17 protein-coding genes are annotated in these 21,996 nt (G+C 26.4%); 16 read left to right on the top strand and 1 reads right to left on the bottom strand.

Annotation, left to right across the window (positions count from 1 at the left end; all coding sequences use genetic code 4):
- Positions 1-17: 17 nt before the first annotated feature.
- The 13 genes from eno (at position 18) to AAHM97_RS04155 (ending at position 14,644) form a co-directional block, all read left to right on the top strand.
- Complete coding sequence (gene eno, locus AAHM97_RS04215) at positions 18-1,376, top strand: phosphopyruvate hydratase (protein ID WP_342268695.1); 1,359 nt, start codon at positions 18-20, stop codon at positions 1,374-1,376.
- Between the two features lie 208 nt (positions 1,377-1,584).
- Entirely contained in the window at positions 1,585-2,454 is an 870-nt protein-coding gene (locus AAHM97_RS04210; RefSeq protein WP_342268694.1) for a phosphatase PAP2 family protein, read from the top strand.
- A complete protein-coding gene (gene ruvX / locus AAHM97_RS04205; RefSeq protein ID WP_342268693.1) occupies positions 2,439-2,864 on the top strand; it encodes a Holliday junction resolvase RuvX in 426 nt (141 codons plus the stop codon). Before AAHM97_RS04210 ends, ruvX begins: the two co-directional genes overlap by 16 nt.
- A 45-nt stretch (positions 2,865-2,909) precedes the next feature.
- Positions 2,910-3,476: a hypoxanthine phosphoribosyltransferase gene (hpt, locus tag AAHM97_RS04200; RefSeq protein ID WP_342268692.1), complete on the top strand. Its 567-nt coding sequence runs from the start codon at positions 2,910-2,912 to the stop codon at positions 3,474-3,476.
- A 12-nt stretch (positions 3,477-3,488) separates the two neighbouring features.
- Positions 3,489-4,460 carry a 6-phosphofructokinase gene (gene pfkA / locus AAHM97_RS04195; protein ID WP_425288836.1) on the top strand — a complete coding sequence of 324 codons (972 nt, stop codon included), beginning with the start codon at positions 3,489-3,491 and terminating at the stop codon, positions 4,458-4,460.
- Positions 4,461-4,486: 26 nt separating this feature from the next.
- On the top strand, positions 4,487-5,941 hold the full coding sequence (pyk, locus tag AAHM97_RS04190) for a pyruvate kinase (RefSeq protein WP_342268690.1): 1,455 nt from the start codon (positions 4,487-4,489) through the stop codon (positions 5,939-5,941).
- Between the two features lie 17 nt (positions 5,942-5,958).
- A complete protein-coding gene (locus tag AAHM97_RS04185) occupies positions 5,959-6,171 on the top strand; it encodes a hypothetical protein (RefSeq protein WP_342268689.1) in 213 nt (70 codons plus the stop codon).
- Between the two features lie 15 nt (positions 6,172-6,186).
- A complete protein-coding gene (locus AAHM97_RS04180; RefSeq protein ID WP_342268688.1) occupies positions 6,187-6,381 on the top strand; it encodes a ferredoxin in 195 nt (64 codons plus the stop codon).
- Between the two features lie 313 nt (positions 6,382-6,694).
- On the top strand, positions 6,695-8,134 hold the full coding sequence (pyk, locus tag AAHM97_RS04175; RefSeq protein ID WP_342268687.1) for a pyruvate kinase: 1,440 nt from the start codon (positions 6,695-6,697) through the stop codon (positions 8,132-8,134).
- 654 nt (positions 8,135-8,788) lie between these two features.
- A complete protein-coding gene (gene thrS / locus AAHM97_RS04170; RefSeq protein WP_342268686.1) occupies positions 8,789-10,741 on the top strand; it encodes a threonine--tRNA ligase in 1,953 nt (650 codons plus the stop codon).
- Between the two features lies 1 nt (position 10,742).
- On the top strand, positions 10,743-11,663 hold the full coding sequence (locus AAHM97_RS04165; RefSeq protein WP_342268685.1) for a formate/nitrite transporter family protein: 921 nt from the start codon (positions 10,743-10,745) through the stop codon (positions 11,661-11,663).
- A gap of 360 nt (positions 11,664-12,023) precedes the next feature.
- Positions 12,024-13,826 (top strand): ABC transporter ATP-binding protein, encoded by a 1,803-nt coding sequence (locus AAHM97_RS04160; protein ID WP_342268684.1) that lies wholly within the window; start codon positions 12,024-12,026, stop codon positions 13,824-13,826.
- An 11-nt stretch (positions 13,827-13,837) separates the two neighbouring features.
- The gene (locus AAHM97_RS04155) at positions 13,838-14,644 is read left to right on the top strand and encodes a hypothetical protein (RefSeq protein ID WP_342268683.1); all 807 of its coding nucleotides are present in this window, start codon (positions 13,838-13,840) and stop codon (positions 14,642-14,644) included.
- A gap of 17 nt (positions 14,645-14,661) precedes the next feature.
- Here AAHM97_RS04155 and trpS read toward each other — a convergent pair whose 3' ends face one another.
- A complete protein-coding gene (gene trpS / locus AAHM97_RS04150) occupies positions 14,662-15,666 on the bottom strand; it encodes a tryptophan--tRNA ligase (protein ID WP_342268682.1) in 1,005 nt (334 codons plus the stop codon).
- A 156-nt stretch (positions 15,667-15,822) separates the two neighbouring features.
- On the opposite strand from trpS, the gene AAHM97_RS04145 reads away from it, so the two are divergent.
- The 3 genes from AAHM97_RS04145 (at position 15,823) to AAHM97_RS04135 (ending at position 21,754) form a co-directional block, all read left to right on the top strand.
- Positions 15,823-17,712: a DNA/RNA helicase domain-containing protein gene (locus AAHM97_RS04145; RefSeq protein ID WP_342268681.1), complete on the top strand. Its 1,890-nt coding sequence runs from the start codon at positions 15,823-15,825 to the stop codon at positions 17,710-17,712.
- Between the two features lie 272 nt (positions 17,713-17,984).
- A complete protein-coding gene (locus tag AAHM97_RS04140) occupies positions 17,985-18,326 on the top strand; it encodes a hypothetical protein (protein WP_342268680.1) in 342 nt (113 codons plus the stop codon).
- Positions 18,327-20,107: 1,781 nt separating this feature from the next.
- The gene (locus AAHM97_RS04135) at positions 20,108-21,754 is read left to right on the top strand and encodes a hypothetical protein (RefSeq protein ID WP_342268679.1); all 1,647 of its coding nucleotides are present in this window, start codon (positions 20,108-20,110) and stop codon (positions 21,752-21,754) included.
- The last annotated feature ends 242 nt before the right edge of the window (positions 21,755-21,996 follow it).

The following is a 21,996-nucleotide window of genomic DNA, read 5'->3' as shown; positions in this document are numbered from 1 at the left end:
AGTAAAGGAGATTAAATATGTCAAAAATTATAGATGTTAGAGCATTGGAAGTATTAGATTCACGAGGTTTTCCAACTGTTCAAGTTGAAGTTATAACAGAATTTGGAGGAAAAGGAATTGCCAAAGTTCCTTCTGGTGCATCAACCGGTTCTAGAGAGGCTTTAGAACTTAGAGATGGTGACAAGAAACGCTTTGGAGGAAAAGGTGTCTTAAAAGCTGTTTCTAATGTAAATAACAAACTTGCCCCAGCAATAATCGGCCTAGAGGTTACAAATCAAATTGAAATTGATAATGTTATGTGTAAATTAGATGGTGATGAATTCAAAAAGAATTTAGGAGCGAACGCTATTCTTGGTGTTTCATTAGCGGTTGTTAAGGCTGCTGCTGATGAGCTTGAATTACCATTGTATAGATACATTGGAGGAGTTAATGCGAAAAAATTACCAGTCCCTATGTTAAACGTTATTAATGGTGGAGTTCATGCTGATTCTGCATTAGATTTTCAAGAATTTATGATAATGCCAGTTGGAGCACCTTCATTTAAAGAGGCTTTAAGATGGTCAAGTGAAACATTCCAAGCACTTAAAGAAATATTGAAATCAAAGGGCGATATTGTAGCTGTAGGTGATGAAGGTGGGTTTGCGCCACATTTATCATGAGCATATAGTGATAACAAAATAGAAACCTTTAAGGCTAAAACGCCGGTTCATGTTGTTTTAGATTTATTAGTAGAAGCTATAAATAAATCTGGATACAAGCCGGGCGAAAATGGAATTATGATTGCGATGGATTGTGCATCTTCAGAGTTATATCTTCAAGATAAAAAATACCATTTCCAAAAAATAGAAAAAATAACTGGTCAAAAATGAGAATTTACATCAGATGAAATGGTAAAATTCTTAGAGGACCTTACTAATAAATACCCAATTATTTCAATTGAAGATGGTTTGGCAGAATCTGATTGAGATGGATTTGCTAAGTTAGTAACAAAAATAGGTGATAGAGTACAAGTTCTTGGCGATGATTTATTTGTTACAAATCCAAAAATAACTGCTGAAGGAATTGAAAAAAATTCAGCAAACTCCGTTCTAGTTAAAGTAAATCAAATTGGTACTCTAACAGAATCTTTAGATACTGTTGAAATGGCTCAAAAAGCAAATTGAACAGCAGTTGTTTCTCATCGTTCAGGTGAAACCGAAGATACAACAATTGCTGATATTGCAGTTGCTGTTAATGCTGGACAAATAAAAACTGGTTCTATGTCAAGATCTGATAGAATTGCAAAATACAATAGATTATTAGAAATCGAAGAAGAATTAGGTGACCTAGCTATCTATGATGGTATTAAAACATTCTATAACATTAAAAGAAAATAATAATTAATATATAAAAAAGTAATATTATTTTTTAATTTAAGTCATTTCCTCTGTGAAATGATTTTTTTATATTAAATATTTTGTAAAAATTAATAATAAACTTCACTAATTATCTTTATATCAAGCATATTGATAATATAAATATATTAAAAAAATGAACTTCTTTTTCCATTACTTTTAATCATTAATATATAATAACAAGGTATATATGGAAATTTTGTATAAATACCGCCAGTGATTTTTTGGAGCAATATTTATTATAAGTCTTGTAATTTTATTTGTTATCAGCTTGTTTGATTTTAAAATTACAGAATTAATTTATTATCCTGTTAAAAATTTTTTTACAATATTTGTGAAAATTTTTATTGCAGCGATTGTAACTGTTGTTGTTCATTTTTCTATCTTTATATTATTGAGTTATACGTTTAGAAACACATCAATATTTATATTTAAACAAAAAATTTTGTTTTTGATCATTTACTTTTTTTGTTCAATCGGAATTGTAGCTTATATTTACTTTTATGAAAAAATAGATTCTAAAAATATAAATGATTTTATAATTTCGATATTTACAATATTTGCATATATACTGTTTATTACTGTATATTACTGAATTTGAAATAAAAAATACAATTTTTCATCAATTTTAGATAATAAGGGAATATGAGCATTTGTTATTTATGCAACAGCAACAACATTAATTACTTTTTTAGATAAGCACATATTTGGTAGAGTAAGACCAATTCAATTGTACCAATTAAATTATAATCACAATTATTACATTGCTTTATTTGAGATAAATACATCAAGTATTAGAGGTGAAAGTTTCAATTCAGGACATGTGCAATCTTCTTGTCTTTTATTTGGGTTTTGCTTCCTTTTAAAGACAAAAAAAGCTAAAACTATTACTTTTGTTGCTGTATTTATATTTGCATTACTTGTTGCAATTGGAAGAGTATTAATAATGGCACACTGAGTAACAGATACATTATTTTCAATAATAATGTCACTAACAACTTACTGAATAACATATTTGGTTTATGAACACAAAGGAAAGAAAGAATGGCAAAATATTTAGCTTTTGATGTCGGCAGCAAAACTATTGGAATAGCAAAATCAGATGGTTTTTATCCAAGTACATTAAAAACAATAAGATTTGAAGAAAACAATTTTTACCAAGCGTGCGAACTTGTTGAAGCAATTATTAAAGAAGAAAACCCACAAAAAATAGTTATTGGTTATCCAAAAAATATGGATAATTCTATTGGTCATCGGGCTCAAATGGTAGAGGACTTTGTATCCCTGTTAATTGACAATAAAATATGAACTGAAGATAAAATTGAATGAATAGATGAACGATTAACAACAAAAATGGCAAGATCTATATTGGTTGAAGCTAATGTATCTAGAAAGAAGCAAAAAAAAGCAAAAGATAATTTAGCTGCAATTTTGATTTTGGAAACTTTTTTAGTTAAAATTAGTAAATAATGATAGAATATATATGTATAGTTTATATAGAAGAAAAGAGGAAATATGTCATCAAAAAAACACTTACTTGCAAAGAAAATATTATTTAGCAATAGAGATATTGAAGAAGGAACTAGAAAGTTAGCAAGTGTAATTAACCAAGATTATTCTAATCTTAAAGAGGATGTAGTATTAGTTGGTGTATTAAAAGGTGCAATTCCATTTTTTTCTCTACTATTAAAGTATATTGATTTTGAATGTATTATCGATTTCTGTAAGGTTGAATCTTTTAATGGACAAGCAAAAGCAACTGGAAAACCAATATTAAAAACCGATATTGAATCAGATATCAGTGGAAAACATGTTATTGTAATTGAAGATATTGTTGACGCTGGTTATACCCTAGAATTCTTAATAAGTCACTTTAAAGATCTTGGTGCAAAAACAATTAAAACTGCAGCATTATTAAACAAATTGGAAACAAGAAAAGTAAATATTGATCCAGATTATCATGTTTTTGATGTTGAAAGCCATTTTTTAATTGGTTTTGGTCTTGATTATAAAGAAAAACTCAGAAATCTAGATTATATAGCTATATGCGATGTTGATAAGCTTAAAATATGGGATAAATAGTGAGGTTATATGATGATAAAAAAAATTGGAGTATTAACATCTGGTGGAGATGCACCGGGAATGAACGCGGCTATAAGTGCTGTTATTCGAAGATCTATTTCTAAAGGGATTAAACCATATATTATTTTTGATGGTTATAAGGGTCTTATAGAAAACAGAATTGAAGAGGCAACCTTAGATTTTGCATCAAAAATTATAGGTCATGGTGGAACTGCAATTGGTTCTGCCAGACTTCCAGAATTTAAAGATGAGAATGTTAGAAAAAAAGCAATTACTACCCTTAAAAGTCATGAGATTGAAGCCTTAGTTGTTATTGGTGGTGATGGGAGTTATCAGGGGGCAGAAAAGCTAACACAAATGGGAATTAATTGCATAGGAATTCCCGGAACAATTGATAATGATATAGTTTCTTCTGATTATACAATAGGATTTGATACTGCGCTAAATACAGTTGTTAGATCAATTGATGCAATTCGTGATACTATGACATCACATAACCGTTGTGCCGTTGTTGAAATTATGGGTAATGGTTGTGGAGACCTTACTTTATATGGAGCGACAGCAACTGGTTGTGAAGTGATCTCAACAAGAGAAAATAAGTTAACTGAAGATGAAATTGCTGAACAAGTTTCTTTATTAGCTAAACAAAAAAGAAGAAGCGTTATTGTAGCTGTCGCAGAAAATATTTACAATGATGTTCATGGACTTGCCAAAAAAATTGAAAATAAATCTGGATATGTTACAAGAGCAACTGTATTGGGACACGTACAAAGAGGTGGAACCCCTTCAGCTATGGATAGATATCTTGCAATAAACTTTGGTATATTTGCGGTTGATAGACTATCAGAGGGAATTGGTGGAGTCTATATTGGAATTTGTGATAATAAATTTGTTGCAAAAGATATTGAGAGCACATTAAACTCAAAACCAAAAGACAAATATAATGAATATAAAATAATAAGAGAAATAAATAAAGCTTTTTAGACAAAGCATCAAGGAGATAAGTAGAGATGAGAAAATTTGAATTCTATGAACCAGCAGAAATAGAGAACAAGGTAAAAAGAACAAAGGTAATAACAACAATTGGTCCCAGCACATCAACAAAAGATGACATCTGTAAGCTATTTGAATCTGGTATGAATGTTATTCGTTTAAACTTTTCCCACGGAAGCCACGAAGAACATTTACCTAAAATAAATTATGTAAAGGAATTGAGAAATGAATTAAAGCGCCCAATTTCTATAATGTTAGATACTAAAGGGCCAGAGATAAGAGTTGGTAAGTTTGCTAATGGTCAAATAAAGGTTGAAAGAGGTCAACATATAACTATTTATACTTCTCACAATGAATATATCAATAAGGAGTGTAAAGCTGGTGAAATGACAACATCGTATGATATGTCAATTGATCTTAAAAAAGGAGACACAGTATTAGTTGATGATGGTAAATTAATTTTGAAAGTTAAAAATATTAAAAAGGAATTAATTGAGTGTGAGGCATTTAATTCACATATAATTAAAACAAATAAACGAGTTAATTTACCTGGTGTTAATTTTTCATTACCATTTTTAGATGATAAAGATAAGAAAGACATATTATTTGGGATAAAGCAAAATGTTGATTATATAGCAGCTAGCTTTGTTAATACACATGATAACATTTTAGAAATTAGAAAAATATTAAAAGAAAATAATGGAGAAGGTATTCAAATTATTTCAAAAATAGAATCTCAAATTGGAATTCAGAATATTGATAAGATAATTGAAGTTAGTGATGGTGTAATGGTAGCTCGTGGAGATTTAGGTCTCGAAATTCCATTTTATGAAGTTCCATATTGACAAAAACAGATAATCAGAAAATGTAAAGCAGAGGGTAAAATTGCAATTGTGGCAACACAAATGTTAGAATCGATGACCGATAATCCATCTCCAACAAGAGCTGAGATAACAGATGTTTATTATGCAACAGAATTAGGGGCTGATGCTACAATGTTAAGTGGGGAATCAGCTGCTGGCTCATATCCATTTTTAGCAACTAGCATAATGGCTACAATCAATAAAAGGGCTGAGCTAGCCTTTTATGGAAAAATTTATTATGATCGCGCACTTTCAACTGCTAAATCAAATATCAAAGGAAAAAGAGATGAAATTGCATGTCAGTTAGCAGAAGAAACTAGAAATGGTGAATGTGAATTTGCAATTGTTGCCTCTAGAACCGGAGCATTATTAAAATCTATATCAAAATTTAGACCTAATGTAACTATTTTGGGTGTCTGCGAAGATGAAAAATTTTATACAAAATTCGGTGCATGTCACTCAATATTTATGAATAATGTTGATAAAATTGATACCACATTTGCTAGTGATAGCGAACTTTCAAAAATTGCAAAATTTTGAGGTGCTAAAACCAATGATTTAATTTATATTGCAAGAAATGATTCACTTCGCAAAATAAAAGTTAAATAACAAATGTAGGGTGAATAATGATTGAATCAAAAAATATATGTATATATTGTATTAAAAAAATAGATGCAAAAGAAATATATATTTCAAAAGATGTCGAGTTTCCATTTCATAAACGATGTTATATGATTTATTTGGAGAGAACTGATGCAACTGTTTTTATTATTTTTTCCATTTCATTTTTTATCGCTATCATCGCAATAGTTGTTTTATTAGAATTAACATTTTTTTAGAGGAGGGGTATTAATATGAAAAACAAAAAAACATATATAGATAAGTCTATTTGTATTGGGTGTTGTGCTTGTGTAAGTGTTGACGATACTGGAACACTATTTATGGATGAAGATGGTTTAGCCGAGGCTAAAGATAACAACCTTGAATTAAGAGAATGTCAAGCAGTGTGTCCAACACAAGCGGTGATTATTGATGATGATAATAAGTAATTAGTTTTAATTTTTAAATACTTGTTTATTTAATTAAATAAAATTGTTTATGTTATTAAATTAAAATGCTAACTTCATAAAACTTTTAAAAGTCAATGGAACTAACATAAGTGATGTATGATTTACAAACTACATTAACTAATGTTTTTTAAGTGACTTTTTTAATTTAAAAATAGTTTGTAAAATTAATAAAATAAAATTTTTGTTCATTCTTTTTCATAAAATAATAAATATTTATTCAAATATATATGTTATGTGAATTATTCATTGCAATTATGTTATAATAAAATATAAGTTTTAGAGGAGAAATTAAATGAAACATTATGACCTAAGCAAAATGCATAAAAGAACTAAGTTAATTACAACAGTTGGCCCAAGTTGTCATTCAAAAGAAAAAATACTTGAATTATTTGAAAACGGAATGACAACTGTTAGGCTAAACTTTTCACATGCAAATTTTGTTGAACATGGAGAAAGATTAAAATGAATCCATGAAATTAGAAAAGAAAAAGGAATTCCTATTTCTATAATGTTGGATACAAAAGGTCCAGAAATTAGAGTAGGAAAAATGAAAGATGGAAAACAAAAAATAGTCGCAGGTAATGTAATTACAATCTATTCAAATCCAGATGATTTTGACAAGAGAGAATGCACCGCGATGGAATTACAAATGTCTTATGACATGTCAAAAGATGTTAAAGTTGGAGATACAGTGCTTGTTGATGATGGTAAATTAAATTTGACTGTCATTGAAGTTAAAAAACAAGTTGTAAAGGCAAAAGCCTTTAATACACATGAGGTTAAAACAAATAAACGAGTTAATTTACCTGGTGTTAATTTTTCATTACCATTTTTAGCAGAAAAAGATCATAAGGATATAATTTTTGGAATTGAAAACGGAATTGATTATATTGCAGCAAGCTTTGTAAATACTGCAGAAAATGTAAATGAAATTAGAAAAATTTTAGCAGATAATAATGCAAAGCACGTACAAATTATTTCAAAAATAGAATCACAAATCGGAATTGATAATATTGATAAAATTATTGATGCAAGTGATGGAATAATGGTTGCCCGTGGTGATTTGGGACTTGAAATACCTTATTATGATGTACCTTATTGAGAAAAAATTATGATAAGAAAATGTCGTGAAAAAGGAAAAATTGTTATTGTAGCAACGCAAATGTTAGAATCAATGACAGATAACCCAGCTCCTACAAGAGCTGAAGTGACCGATGTTTATTACGCTGTTGAACTAGGAGCAGATGCTACAATGTTAAGTGGTGAATCTGCAAATGGTGAGTATCCATTTATTGCAACAAATACAATGTCAACTATTGCTAAGAGGGCAGAAATTGAATTTTATCATAAGTTGTATTATAGCACACAATTAGCAACAGTTAAAAAAGTATCTAAGAATGGTGAACGTTCAATAATAGCTGGCAAAGTGGCAGATAAGGTAATTGATGGTGATTATGAATATGCTATAATAGCATCAAGAACGGGATCACTTTTAAAAGAGGTGTCAAAATTTAGACCAAATGTTAGAATTCTTGGAGTATGTCCAGAAGAAAAACTATGAACAGCATTTGGTGTGTGACACTCAGTTTTTATGACAAAAATAGATGATTTTGATAAATTTATTTTAGATAAGAAAGCTATTAATGATGTCGCTAAAAATCATGGTGCAAAGCCTGGAGAAAAAATATTATTTGTTCGTAATGAAACAATTGAAGATATTATTATTAAATAAATTATTTATAATATAGGTCTTAAAAAACTATTAAACTTTAAAACCTAAGCCTATTAGCTTCATTAAACTAATAGGCTTAGGTTTTTATTTTGTGTATTTATTTTCTAATCAAACTAATATAATTTGAAATCTTAAATAATCAAAAATTTATACACACAATTTTAAATAAATTAAATTATAATAAAGGTCATTATCTATATTTTTTACATCTAAATATTGAGATAATAATTACAATTTGTTCACATATTTTATATTCTATTTGCTTTTATTAAATAAATTAAAAAAAGTGGATTTCATTTATAAGTATTATAATAAATTTGCGATTTATACATAATGAAAAATAAAAAAATTGTGTGTACTATGGTGTAAAATCTTAAGATTTTATATTGAAAAAAATAATAAAAAATAAAAATTATGATAAAAACGCTTAAAAAATTTATAAAGCATAGAAATTTTACAGAAAAAATAAATTAAAATATAATTGGTAAAAAGAACGAAAAATACGCGCAATTCATTACTCATAGGACGATTATTTTGATTACGTCTTTTATCCAAGTGACAAAAAAACACATTATTTTATATCCAACCTAATGTTATTTTCCTCTTTACTTTATTTTTTCTATTTGTTATAATTAAAACATTGTAAGGAGTTATATGAAGGTAAAATTATTAGATAATAAAGAAATTGTTCTGGATGAAAATGCAACAGTTATGGATTGTGCAATGAAGATATCAAAATCATTGCAAAAAGATTGTTTTGGAGCAATTGTAAATGGTGTTTACTATAGTTATAATTCAGTTTTAAAAGAAGATTCTCAAGTGGAAATTTTAACATCTAAAAATGATTACATTTATAATAATGCGATAGCAAATTCAATTAGAATGGTAATAGCAAAATCTTTAATTGATAACTATCGCGATTTAAGAATAGTTAATTTTGAACAAGATTTTTCACAACAAATTTATGAGTCAAAAGTCTTGTTTGATTATTCTGAAAGATTCAAATTAGATGATATTAAAAAAATTCAACTTTTAGTAAATAAAACAATTTCTAAAGTAAACAAAATTGAATTTTTAGGTGAGGATATTGATAAATATGAAAAAGATCTTATATTATCCTATGGTGATAAAAAGTACGTAAAAGAAATTTTTGATTATGTAAAAAATAATAATGTTAAAGTATCTATAGTAAAAATAATAGATAGTGTTTTTGTAAGTTACTATCCATATATAGAAAATATTTTAAATTTTAGAGTTGAACTACAATCATTTGCGGGAGAATACTGACAAGGTAATTCAAAAAATGAAATGATTCAAAGACTAGCATTTATTTCTGGAAAAAATGAAAATGACTTGAAAAAAAGAATATTATTATTTGAAGAACTAAAAAATAATGATCATCGTTTTATTGGAAAGAATTTAGAAGTATTTACATTTAATGATCTGATAGGACAAGGTTTACCAATATGACTACCCAACGGGTATATTATCAAGGAAACTATTAAAAATTATTTAAAAGAAAAAGAATGAGAATATGATTTTTTAACCGTCGAAACCCCAGTGATAGGAACAAGCGAATTATATAAAATTTCTGGACATTGAGTTCATTATAAAGATGATATGTTTTCACCTATGGTATTTCAAAAAGAAGAACTTGTATTGAGACCAATGACTTGTCCACATCATATTCAAATTTATAAATCAAAATCTAGAAGCTACAAAGAACTCCCTTTAAGATTGGCGGAACACGCAAATCTTTATCGATACGAATCATCTGGTTCATTGACTGGTTTGGAGAGAGTAAGGTCAATGGAGCTTACAGATTCTCATATATTTGTCCGAAAAGATCAAATTAAGGATGAATTTGTGAGATGCTATAAGCTAATTGAAGAAACATTATCTACATTTAATATTAAAATAGATTATCTTTCATTATCCTTAAGAGATAAAAATGATAATGAAAAATATTATCAAGATGATGAAATGTGAGATATCGCTGAAAAAGAGTTGGAAAGTGTTTTAGTTAAAAATAACATTAATTTCAAGAAAATGATTGGTGAAGCTGCATTTTATGGTCCAAAATTAGACGTTCAAATACGAACAGTTTTAGGACATGAAATAACAGTATCAACAATTCAATTAGATTTCTTATTACCACAAAAATTTAAACTTGAATATATTGCAAATAATAAAATTGAACAACCAATTATTATTCATAGAGGGTTAGTTGGAACATATGAACGATTTATTGCAATTTTATTAGAACAAACTAAAGGTATATTACCTTTGTGATTAGCACCAACACAAATAGAAATTGTACCTGTCGCTATGGATAATAGTATATTAAAATATTGTAATATTTTAAAAGATGAATTAAAATCACATCATATTAGAGCTCATGTTGATGCCCGCGATGAAAGATTAAATTATAAAATACGAGATGCTCAAATTAAAAAGATTCCATATCAACTTGTAATTGGAGCGAATGAAGTTAAAACTGATACTATAAGCTATCGTAAATATTCTAGTGAAGAAATAATTAATCTTAAACAGAAATTATTCATAGAAAATATAATTGCAGAAATAAATAATAAGGGGAAAAAGTAAAATGTCAAATATTAACGAAAACAATACAAATAAATTCGAAAAAAAATTTTTGAGTTCTTCTGTAGAAGGAACAATTGGTTCTTTTAAAGCGGCAATTGATAAGATGAAATATTCATTTTTAAAACAAATAAATTTAGGTGTACTTGGTGGTGCTATTTTAGCTCTTGCTTATGTAGCTTGTATTTCAGCTACATTGGGTGTTAAAACTGCTGGAATATCAAATCTTATAAACGGAGTTATTTTTCCCGCGGGGATTGTTCTAATTACATTTCTTGGGGGTGGTTTATATACTAGTCACGTAGTTGCAGTTATTCCAACTATTAGGGGAGCTGTTAAATTTAGCAAATTCTTATATGGGATATTTGGTGTTTTTATTGGTAATTTTATTGGAACAGGTATAATAGCATTACTTATTTATAGCTGTGGATTATTTGATAATGGTCAAGCTTTTGCATCGGCTGCATTTAATTTGGCAACTCATAAAATGTATGGATTTGGTACTTATTTGAACAAAAATGGTACAGCGGATTGAAGTTTGGCATCGAAGTCTATGCTTGCTTGTTTTGCTTCTGGAATATTGTGTAATTTATTAGTAAGTGCAACACTTCCAGCTACATATTCTACAAAGTCAGATACAACTAAAATTATGTTACTATTCTTCTTAATATTATTCTTCATTGCATCCGGATTTCAACATAGCCCAGCAAACACATTTGTTTTTTGGATATTATTTTTTGAATCAATAACTAAAGTTATTATAGTCCCCGGACATTTTGTTATAATTATGTATTGTTTTGATTTTTTAACCATTAATATTATTTTTTCATTCATAGGAAATTTTATTGGTGGTGGTTTATTAACTCCTGGAATTCTATACGTTATTAATAGGGAACATATGAATAATATATTTAATAAAAATTAATGCAATTTATTTCATTTACAAAAATTACTAAATATAAATAATATATTTATTTTGTAAGTGAATAGTTAATTCGGAAACATTTATTTTTCACAACTATTTTTACTTAATATTAATCATTTTTCGATATTTCGAAAATATTTATAAAAATAATAAAAATTTTTTAATATGTTCTAAAATACTTATTTTTTAGTTATTTATCACTAATTATATATTTTTGTATTTAGTGAATATTATATTAACAAATATGAGTTATTTTTAATTATTAAGCAAAATAACAATATTTAAAATTATAATTACAAATATTGTTAGTTTTATCATAAATAATGTATAATTATTAGTATAGGGTGGTTATTTATTTCAATGGCATTTAAAGATCCAAAAGCATTTACTTGAGTTAAGTTTAAAGAATTAATAAAATTTATGCGTACAATATTAGGCAAAAATAAATTGTTATTTTTTATAACCGTTTGCCTTTGTTTTCTCGATAATTTCTTTTTTTCACTTACGCCTTATTTACTTAATAAACTAACATCAGCATTAATTAACAAAACTGATGAAGAACTGATGGGAATATCTATCAGCTTGCAGGGGTGAATATACATATGTATAGCATATATAATAGTTTTTGCCATTTTAGAATGGCTATTTCAGGTTATATTAGGCCTTATGTGTGTTAAACTAGAAACAACTGTAAGAATGGAATGTTTAAAAAGGTTGTTAGAAAATGATATTAGTTTTTATTCTAAGAACCAACTGGGTTCATTGATGTCAAAAACGATTAATGATAGCCTTAACATTTATACTGGTTTTCAAGCCTTTTGAAATAACGTATTTTATGTTCTGCTTGGATGTATTGTTATTTTATGAACCGCTTATGAAATAGACAAAGAGATATCATATGTTTTAATTGGTTTTTACTTTGTGCTAGTTTTATTTTCATTCATAGTATTTGTAAAATATCGTAGAAGTAGCATTATGGCAATTAATGAACGACAACGTGAGGATAAAATCCTTACCGATAAGTTACTAAATATTCGTCTGGTTAAGTCAAGCGGAAGTGAGCTTTATGAAATTGAAAAAATAAATGAGCTTAGTAAAGAACTAGACCATTATTATACTAAATATGTTTCTTGGCAGTCTGTTCTTATTGGTGTATGTGGTTCACTAGGTTATGTTATGCCATTTATTACAACATATTTAGCAATTTATTTAGGAAATCAAAAGAACCAATCAGTTGGCACAATATCTGCGCATTGTATTGCACTATTAGCGGTGGATTATTCATTAATGAAGACCGCTTTATTTATTCCGGCAATGATTCGATCAATTACAAAATTAACAAATGCTGTTGAAAGACTTCAATATATTATTAAATCAAGGTCTCTTCTAAATATTTCAGCATCACCAAAAAACATTAAAAAGATCAATAGCATTGAATTTAAAGATGTTAAATTTAATTACCCAGAAGACCCTAAAAAAAATATTTTACCAATTATAAACCTTAAATTTGAAATGGGTAAAAAATATGCTTTTGTTGGTGAGTCGGGCAGCGGGAAATCATCAATTGCTAAATTATTATTGCGTCTTTATGACACAACTGAGGGAGAGATAATTATTAATAATGTAGATGATTTAAAAAATGTTGATCTAGGTTCATATTTAAGTAGAGTTGGCTATGTTGATCAAGAACCAAAGATAATTTATGGGAACTTTTTAGATAATATATTATATGCAAATCCGGGTAAAACAAAAGATGATGCTATAGAGGCAGCAAAAGATGCAAAGCTGCATGACTTTGTTTCTTCATTGCCACAAGGATATGATACTATTCTTGGTGAACGTGGATTTATTTTATCTGGTGGACAAAAACAAAGGATTGTTATTGCCCGAATTATTCTTAAAGAACCGGATTTATTGATATTAGATGAGGCAACTAGTGCGCTTGACCATATAGTAGAAGAAGAGATTCAAAAAGAATTGGATGAATTGAGTAATAATAGAATAACTGTAGCTATTGCCCACAGGTTGCCCACAGTTAAAGATTATGATCTTATTTATGTTTTAGGTCAGAACTGTGGTATCGTTGAACAAGGGACGTGAAAAGAGCTACTTAAAATTAAGGATGGTGTCTTTAAAAAATTATATCAATACGGAAAGTATTAAAAAGGTTAATAATGAAGAAATATTTTATAATTAGTAATGATTATGAACTTACAAAATTACTCAAGATAGAACTCTTAAAACAATTAGATAAGTTAAATTGAATTGAGGATGAACAGTCACCAGATTTTGTTTTTTCCTTAGGTGGAGATGGAAGTTTTTTAAAAACATTTAGAAAATACAAAAATATTATTGAAAGTGTTAAGATTATTCCTATTAAGTCCGGTGGTGTTGGATATTATACATATAATAATACAAGTGAAGATGTTAAAAAAATATCAAATCTATTGTTAAATGAAGAGTACTTAATAATTGATATAGAGTTATTAGAATTGGAATATGTTGCCTCTAAAAAAATTGATTATGTTGTAAATGAGATTAAGGTATATAATTCTGTTCACCCAGCGTTTATTGATATTTCAATTGATGGAACATTACTACAAAGATTTCAAGGCACAGGAATTGTATTTTCAACCTCAACTGGTAGCGGTGGCTTTATGAGATCATCTGGTGGGAGCATAATCCTTCCCAAAAATAATGGTATTTGACAATATAATGAATATTTTCCAGTTTCAACAATAAATTATCGTTCTCTGGGGTCTAGTCTAATATTATCAAAAAATAATGAAGTTGAAATAAAATTAGACCCACAAGAACATCTAAGCATAGTTTTGGATGCAAATTTTGTCGATTCAAAAGAATCGATTATAAAAATAAGAGTTTCAGATAAAAAGGCAAAGGTTTGTTGTTTGCAAACAAATAAAAATAATAATGAGGTTAAAACACTATCATCAATTTTTACAAAAAAAAGAAATTATTAAATTAGTATAACTTATTATTAAAAAATATTTATACCAGTTTTCTTAAGAATAATATCAAGATTGTTATTAGCTAATTTATTTAATTTTTTAGCATTGTTTTCTAAGTCATTTTTTATATCATCCAGATCAATATCTTTATAACGTTCTTGAATTGGTGTCAGAATATTTATTAGTGAATCACTAACCGCGTCCTTAAATTCTTTATAATTTTTATTCCTTAGTAAATTTTCAGCTTCTCTTATGGAGATATCTTTGGCTGAAGCATATATTGTTATTAAATTACTAACCCCGGGTTTTAAATTTGGATCGTATTTTACAATATTTTCACTATCTGTTATTGCGCTCGATATTTTCTTTCTAATAATAGATGGACTATCTAATATCTGAATGTATGATTTTTGATTACCACTTGATTTTGACATCTTTTTTGTTGGGTCCATTAAATCAAATATTTTAGACCCAACTTTGGGAGTTTCAAATTTTGGAATTTTAAAAGTTGTTGTATATTTATTATTAAATCTTATTGCCAAATCTCTTGTTAATTCCACGTGTTGTTTTTGGTCAACACCAACAGAAACAATATCTGGAGAGAATAATAATATATCAGATGCCATCAATATTGGATATGTTAATATTCCTGTTGGAATGTAGTTTGTATTATTTCCTGCTTTTATATTTTGAGATTTGTCTTTATATTGAGTCATTCTTGATAATTCGCCAATTGTTGTTTGACACGTTAAAACTCAATTCAAAGTTCCTATTGCCTTAATATCACTTTGTAAATATATATTTGACTTTTTAAAATCCAAACCACACGCCTTGTAGATCTTTAACATTTCAAATATGTTTTCTGATAAGATTTTACTTTCAATTGAAATGGTAATTGCGTGAAGATTTGCGATAAATGCATATAAATTATATTTATCTTGACACTCTACTAAATTCTTAATTGCTCCGAAGTAATTACCAATGGTAAGTTTTCCTGTTGCTGTTATTCCAGAAAGAATTGTTTTATTTTCCATTTTACCCCCAGTAATTTGTTACTCTTATTATTTTATATCATTTTTAAAGAATATTTTTAAAAAAATAAAATAATTTGATTCTTTATTAATAAAATAATAATTAGTTATTACATCATATAATTAATGATAAAATAATAATGATAGGGAATTGTTTATATGATTATATATACAAATGATAAAGAAAATTTTATTAAAGATGTTACTTATAATAAGATTGGTGATATTTTAGAAAAAAATATTTATGACAAGTTAAGTAAAAAGATAACACTAGGCGAAAGAATATCTTGGGAAAACTCATTAAAATCAATGGCACTTGTTCTTCAAGATTCAAACATTGATAATACGGTCGGCATTAATTTAGAATATAAAGTTCCAGGAACTAATAAACGTGTTGATATGATTATCACTGGTGTTGATCAAAATGAAAATAGAACAGCTATAATTGTTGAGTTAAAGCAATGGAGATCTGCTAAAGCTGTTTTTGAAAAAGATGGACTTGTATTATCTAGGGTTGGTAATGAAGAACGAGAACTTACACATCCATCTCAACAAGTTTTAACATATAAAAATATAATTGAACAAACAATTTTTAATGTTAATAATTATAAATTAAAACCTTGTGCGTTTTTACACAATTATATAAGAAATGATAATGATGAAGAGCCACTGTTAAATAACCATTACAAAAAATATACAGACCAAGCACCTATATTTTTTAAATATGATGTTCAAAAATTTGTCGAATACATTAATAAATCATTATATTATGGAGATTCTGGTAACCTAATGAGATTAATTGAGAACTCAGAACTATCATATAAAAACTCAATTCAAGATAAACTTTGGGACATTATTGCCAGCAATTATGAGTTTTCATTAGTTGATTCACAAAAAATTATATATGAAAATATTCTATATTTTGCAAAAAAATGTAAAAAAGATTTAAAAAAAAGATGTATTATTGTCAATGGACAACCAGGAACCGGAAAAACAGCCGTTCTTATTAGTGCGTTAGGAAAACTTTTGAGTGAAAATTTATCTGCAAAATATATTGCTAAAAGTTCTTCAATTAGAAATTTTAATATTGATAAGATTTCGAAGGTAAACTCTGAGAAAACTATCACTAAAGCATATATTAATAAGGTTGTTTGTGGTTCTGGCTCTTTTATTAGTTCAAAGTTAAATGAGTATAATTGTTTGTTAGTAGATGAGGCTCATAGATTATGTGGAAAATCTGGAATATTTAAAAATGTTGGTGATAATCAAATAAGAGAAATCATGAATAGTTCAAATCTTGCTGTTTTTTTTGTTGATGATAATCAATTAGTAACCACATATGATATTGGTAGCAAAAATAACATTTTAAAGTTTGCGAATGAAATTTATCATAAAGATGAAATATATGAATATAAATTAGATGGACAATTTAGAGCAAATGGGTCAAATGAGTATATAAATTGAATTGAATCATTACTTTATAATAAGGATAATTATATCTCAAGAGAAATAGATTATGATTTTAAAGTTTATAGCGATATTTCTGTCTTTAAAAATGATTTACATAAATTAAATACCAATAATAATTGTCGAATTGTAGCAAATTACAATTGAAATTGAGTTTCTAAAAATGACCACAATCAATATGATATATGTATTGAGAGTGAGAAATGACAATGAAACCTTAAAGATGACAAAAAGTGAGCATATTTACCATCATCGTTTGAACAAGTGGGTTCAATATTTACATGCCAAGGATTAGAATTTGAATATTGCGGTGTTATCATTGGTGATATGTTTGATATTGTTGATGATAAACTGGTTACTAGACCAGAAAAAAAACCAAAGTCTGATAGTACTTCATTTTATGGCCTTTTTGCAAAAATTAAGAAAAATGATAAAAACGCGTTAATAAAGGCAGATCAAATAATAAGAAATTCTTTATATGTTCTTCTTACACGCGGTGTCAAGGGGACATATGTTTATTTTACAAATCCAAAGGTAAAAGATTGATTTATTAAAAAAATTGAAAATCGAGGAAAAATTTAAGCTATTAACAAAAGCGATCTTAATGAGAGAATGTTGAATTTTTATCCTTTATATGATTATTAATGCCCCGCCACCTATATTATTTACTAATTTTTTGTTTTATCACCATAATTATTTTAATTTCATATTATGTCGATAAAAATATGCCTTATTTCACAATTTGAGAATTTATGTTTATATATGTTATATATAATACAATAAAAATATAAATATTATTAAAAATATTATTATAAAAAATTATTTAGCATATAATAATAGCAGAGGATAAAGTTATGAATAAAGAGCTAATAAACATAATTTTTATAAAAACATTAACCTGTAATGAGCTTGCAATAAGCGTATGTAATGAGGAACCTTTAGCCCATATTGTAACTATTTATCTTGAAGTAGATGAATCAAAGCACAAATATATAAAAATATTAAAGCAATTATCTAATTATAAACAAGTAGAAATTTATGCAACAAAATTTAAGTTTAAATTTTTAAATACTAAATTTAAAGGTTTGGAAAAAATATTTGACATTATTTCATATAAATTCCTTGCTTCAATAAAATTTAGATTTGGTCTTAACCACTTACGAAGGCATATATATAATTATCAAATAAATAGATAATTTTAGAATATGATAAATAATAGTTTTTAAAAAATCATTAACTAAAATTATTATTTGATAAAATTAAATATAAAAACAAAGCGTAAAAATTGAATATTTAAAGTTAAATAATTCAAAGATGATAAGTATTCATATTTATTGAATAATATTATATAACATATCTTTTTAAATTTATAAGATAATTATACTAATTGTGCATTTTGCTTTTCCAAAACAAAATAAAATATTTTTGGTGATAATTATTTATATTATATTATGATAGGAGTTGATTTTTATGAAACAAGATGATGTATATTAAAATAAAATTACAAAAAACACAGCAATATGCCTATTAGCATTTATTATTTTTGATAGTATAATTGTATTACTTGGATTAACTATTTTTCTCTATGTAGTTAGGCGTTATTTTAATTTTGATTTAACATTTTATTTATTACTAAGTGAAATAATAATTTCAATTATTTCAACCATTACAATCACTAGTATTATAATCCATATCACAAGAAGTAAAAATATCTTTGAACATCCGCGTACAGTCATATCTTTAATAGCGGTATCTTTTATACCCTATATTGGATGATTTTCTTTAATAGTTACCATACCATTGTTAGTTGGTATGATAAAACACCATATAGATAAAAGAAATGATTCTAATCATTTAACAGAAAACATAAAAACAATAGGTTATTAAATGCTTTCAATATAATTTTCATTTTAACAGAAACATGCTTTTATTTTGGGATTTTGGAATGTTAACATAGCACTTCTTAAAAGGTGTTAAAAAATAACTATTGATAATGCTGGTAATAATTTTACGTAAAAAGCAACCCTAATGTGAGAAAAAAATATTTTCTCCAGTAGTAGGGTTGCTTTTTATTAAAAAATAATACCAGAAAATAAATTCTAGCTTTATTTGTTTGAGCAAATAGAATGGAATTTATAGTATATAAGCATGACACAACATATTTTCATCTTTAATTTTTTATATAATATTTAGAATAAGTAAAATTATCTTTAATAAATAAGAAAAATATAAAGAAAATAATAAATTAAAATTATTTAATAAATAACTTGTATGCTCAAGGTTATTATAAATAACTTAGTTTTTTTCATAATACAATTTTAATATAAGGAAGTGGATAATAACAAATAAACTACAACATTATTCATTTTGCAATATATATTTAAAAGAAAGGATTGGTTTAAAAAAAGTCTGACTAACCAAAAATGTCTGAACGCGATCTTAAAAATAATTTTATATATAGAATATAAAATAATGTAAGCTATTATTATAAATTGATAAATGAAATTGTAAATAATAACACCAAAAATCAAAAATATAACAATTATTGCCGCGTACTAATTTAATTACTTATTAATATTTTGTATATAATTGGGTGAAAATAAGGAATCATTAAATATGTTATAAATTACCACAACTAATTATATATTTAATATCTGGTAAATACTTTAAGCATAATTATTCATCTGAAATTTTAAATTGTTGACTAACAGATTTATAAAATATTTTAAGATGAATTTTAAAATTTGAAAAAGCCTAAAATTTATGATTAAAAAAATATAGGTTAATTATTAGTTGTTAAAAATAAGTTAATCATGGGTGTGTGATTTTATATTGTTACTAATTGGAAAATAAAAAAATATGTAAAAAAAAGCTAAATTTATACTATTTTTTGTATTTTTTGGTATAATATTTAACCTAGTTATTGAATTAATTTATAATTTATGATATAATATATTTATATTAAAGGGGCAAAAATATGAGAAATCTTTGAAAAGGGTTATATTCAATAATTATTACACTACTATTGTGCTGTATGATTTTTATTACCGACAAGAATAGTATAAAAATCACAGACATCGAGATTTGAAAGTCTTTGGATTATCAGTGAGTTCCTTATTTATTTTATGCTACGCTTGGCGTTTCTGTTTTATCCACAACAATTAAACTTGCCTTGAGCAAATCAAGAAAAAGAAATGCTGACGCATTAGTATATTTTTCTTCATACATAACTTTTATTTTTCTTATATCATTAATATCTTCTCTTGCCTTGGTATGAAATTTAACCAAAGTTTCTCAACTAACAAATGTTTTATTTCCTTTTATAAGTGTTGTTTGCTTAGGAATCATAGGTCTTATTATCAATAATGCTGGATCAAAAACCAGAAGAGCGCCAATAAATAAAACAAAAAAAGTAAAAAATCAACCAAAAAATGAAGAAGTAGATGTAAACCAATACAATGTTAAAGATATTGATGATGAAGTATCAAAACCATCTTACATAGAGGACCCAATTTATACAGATATTGAACAACAAGTTAACAAAGTTGTGAATAATAATCTTGACAATTTTACGTCTACACCTGATGAAAATGATGAAAATTTACAATTAAAAATAAGAAACATGCAACATATAGTTTCTACAAAAGCTAAAGATATTAATTGGGATGATATAAGCGCACTTGGAAACGGTAAACATGGATCTGGTAAAGATGACGCAATTAAAGGAAATGTATCGGGTGTTGTTCAACAAGAAGATGATAATTTTCAAGATTTTAATGATAATAATATAGTAGAAGCTGACAGTTTTGATTCCCTTAACCTAGAATCAATTGATGAAGAAGCTCTTCAAAAAGATATGGGAGATTCCACTAATTCTATGGCTATGTCATCTTGACAAGCACAAAATAAAAAAATGGTTGAAGAGGTAACTAGACTATATAATGAAATAAATGATGGTTCTGATGATAAAAATTATATAAACACAGATAAAACATATGAAATGAAAATACCAAAAGGGGTTACATTAAATGAGGATTATAATGAAGGTGATGAATACCAATCTAATTCTAATTATGATGAAGAAAAAATTGGTGTTGAAGACCTTTATAATATGCCCTATGAAAAGAAAGATCCATCTAGCCAAACAATTATACCAAGAAGATTAGGATCTAAAGTTGTTAGATATACAAAATCATCATTTGATAATGCTCAAAATAACCTAAACCGCGGTGAACGTAGGAGAGCTATATATAGCGAAGCTAAAGCAAAAAAATATAAGGAAAGTTACAATATGGAAGAGTCTGATTTTATTTGAGATGCAATTAAGAAAAGAAATAGAGATATTTTAAATAAACCTGATGATAATTACTTTGTAGCAAATACAAAAACAGAATCACAGATTAATAATCAAGTTTCAGATATTCCAGAACCAATAATTGATATCCAAAATAATGATAATGATAATAGTGCAACATTTAATATTGTAGAAAATAAGCCATTTGGTGATTATTATTCAGAAACAATATCAATTCAAGATGATGCATCAACAATACCTGACCCTATAATAGAATCTAAAGATAAAACAAATTCAAGTTCTGAACCAACAATTGATTGAAATTTGTAATTATACACTAAAAAAACTGAATTATAAATTCAGTTTTTTATATAATTTATATAAATTAACACCCTTCTTAGAAAAATATTAACTATTTTAATTTATACTTTTTTAATACAAAAAAAATTAAATAAAACATAATGGTACAAATAAAACATACAATTTGTATGATTACTTGGATATTGCGCATTAATTATTATAAAGCATTCAAATAAAATAATTATAATATTTATACACTATTATAATAATAT

The sequence above is a fragment of the Spiroplasma endosymbiont of Aspidapion aeneum genome, from assembly GCF_964031045.1.
Lineage (GTDB): Bacteria > Bacillota_I > Bacilli_A > Mycoplasmatales > Mycoplasmataceae.
Note: the sequence above shows the minus strand (reverse complement) of the source record. Positions and strands in the feature narration are given on the sequence as shown.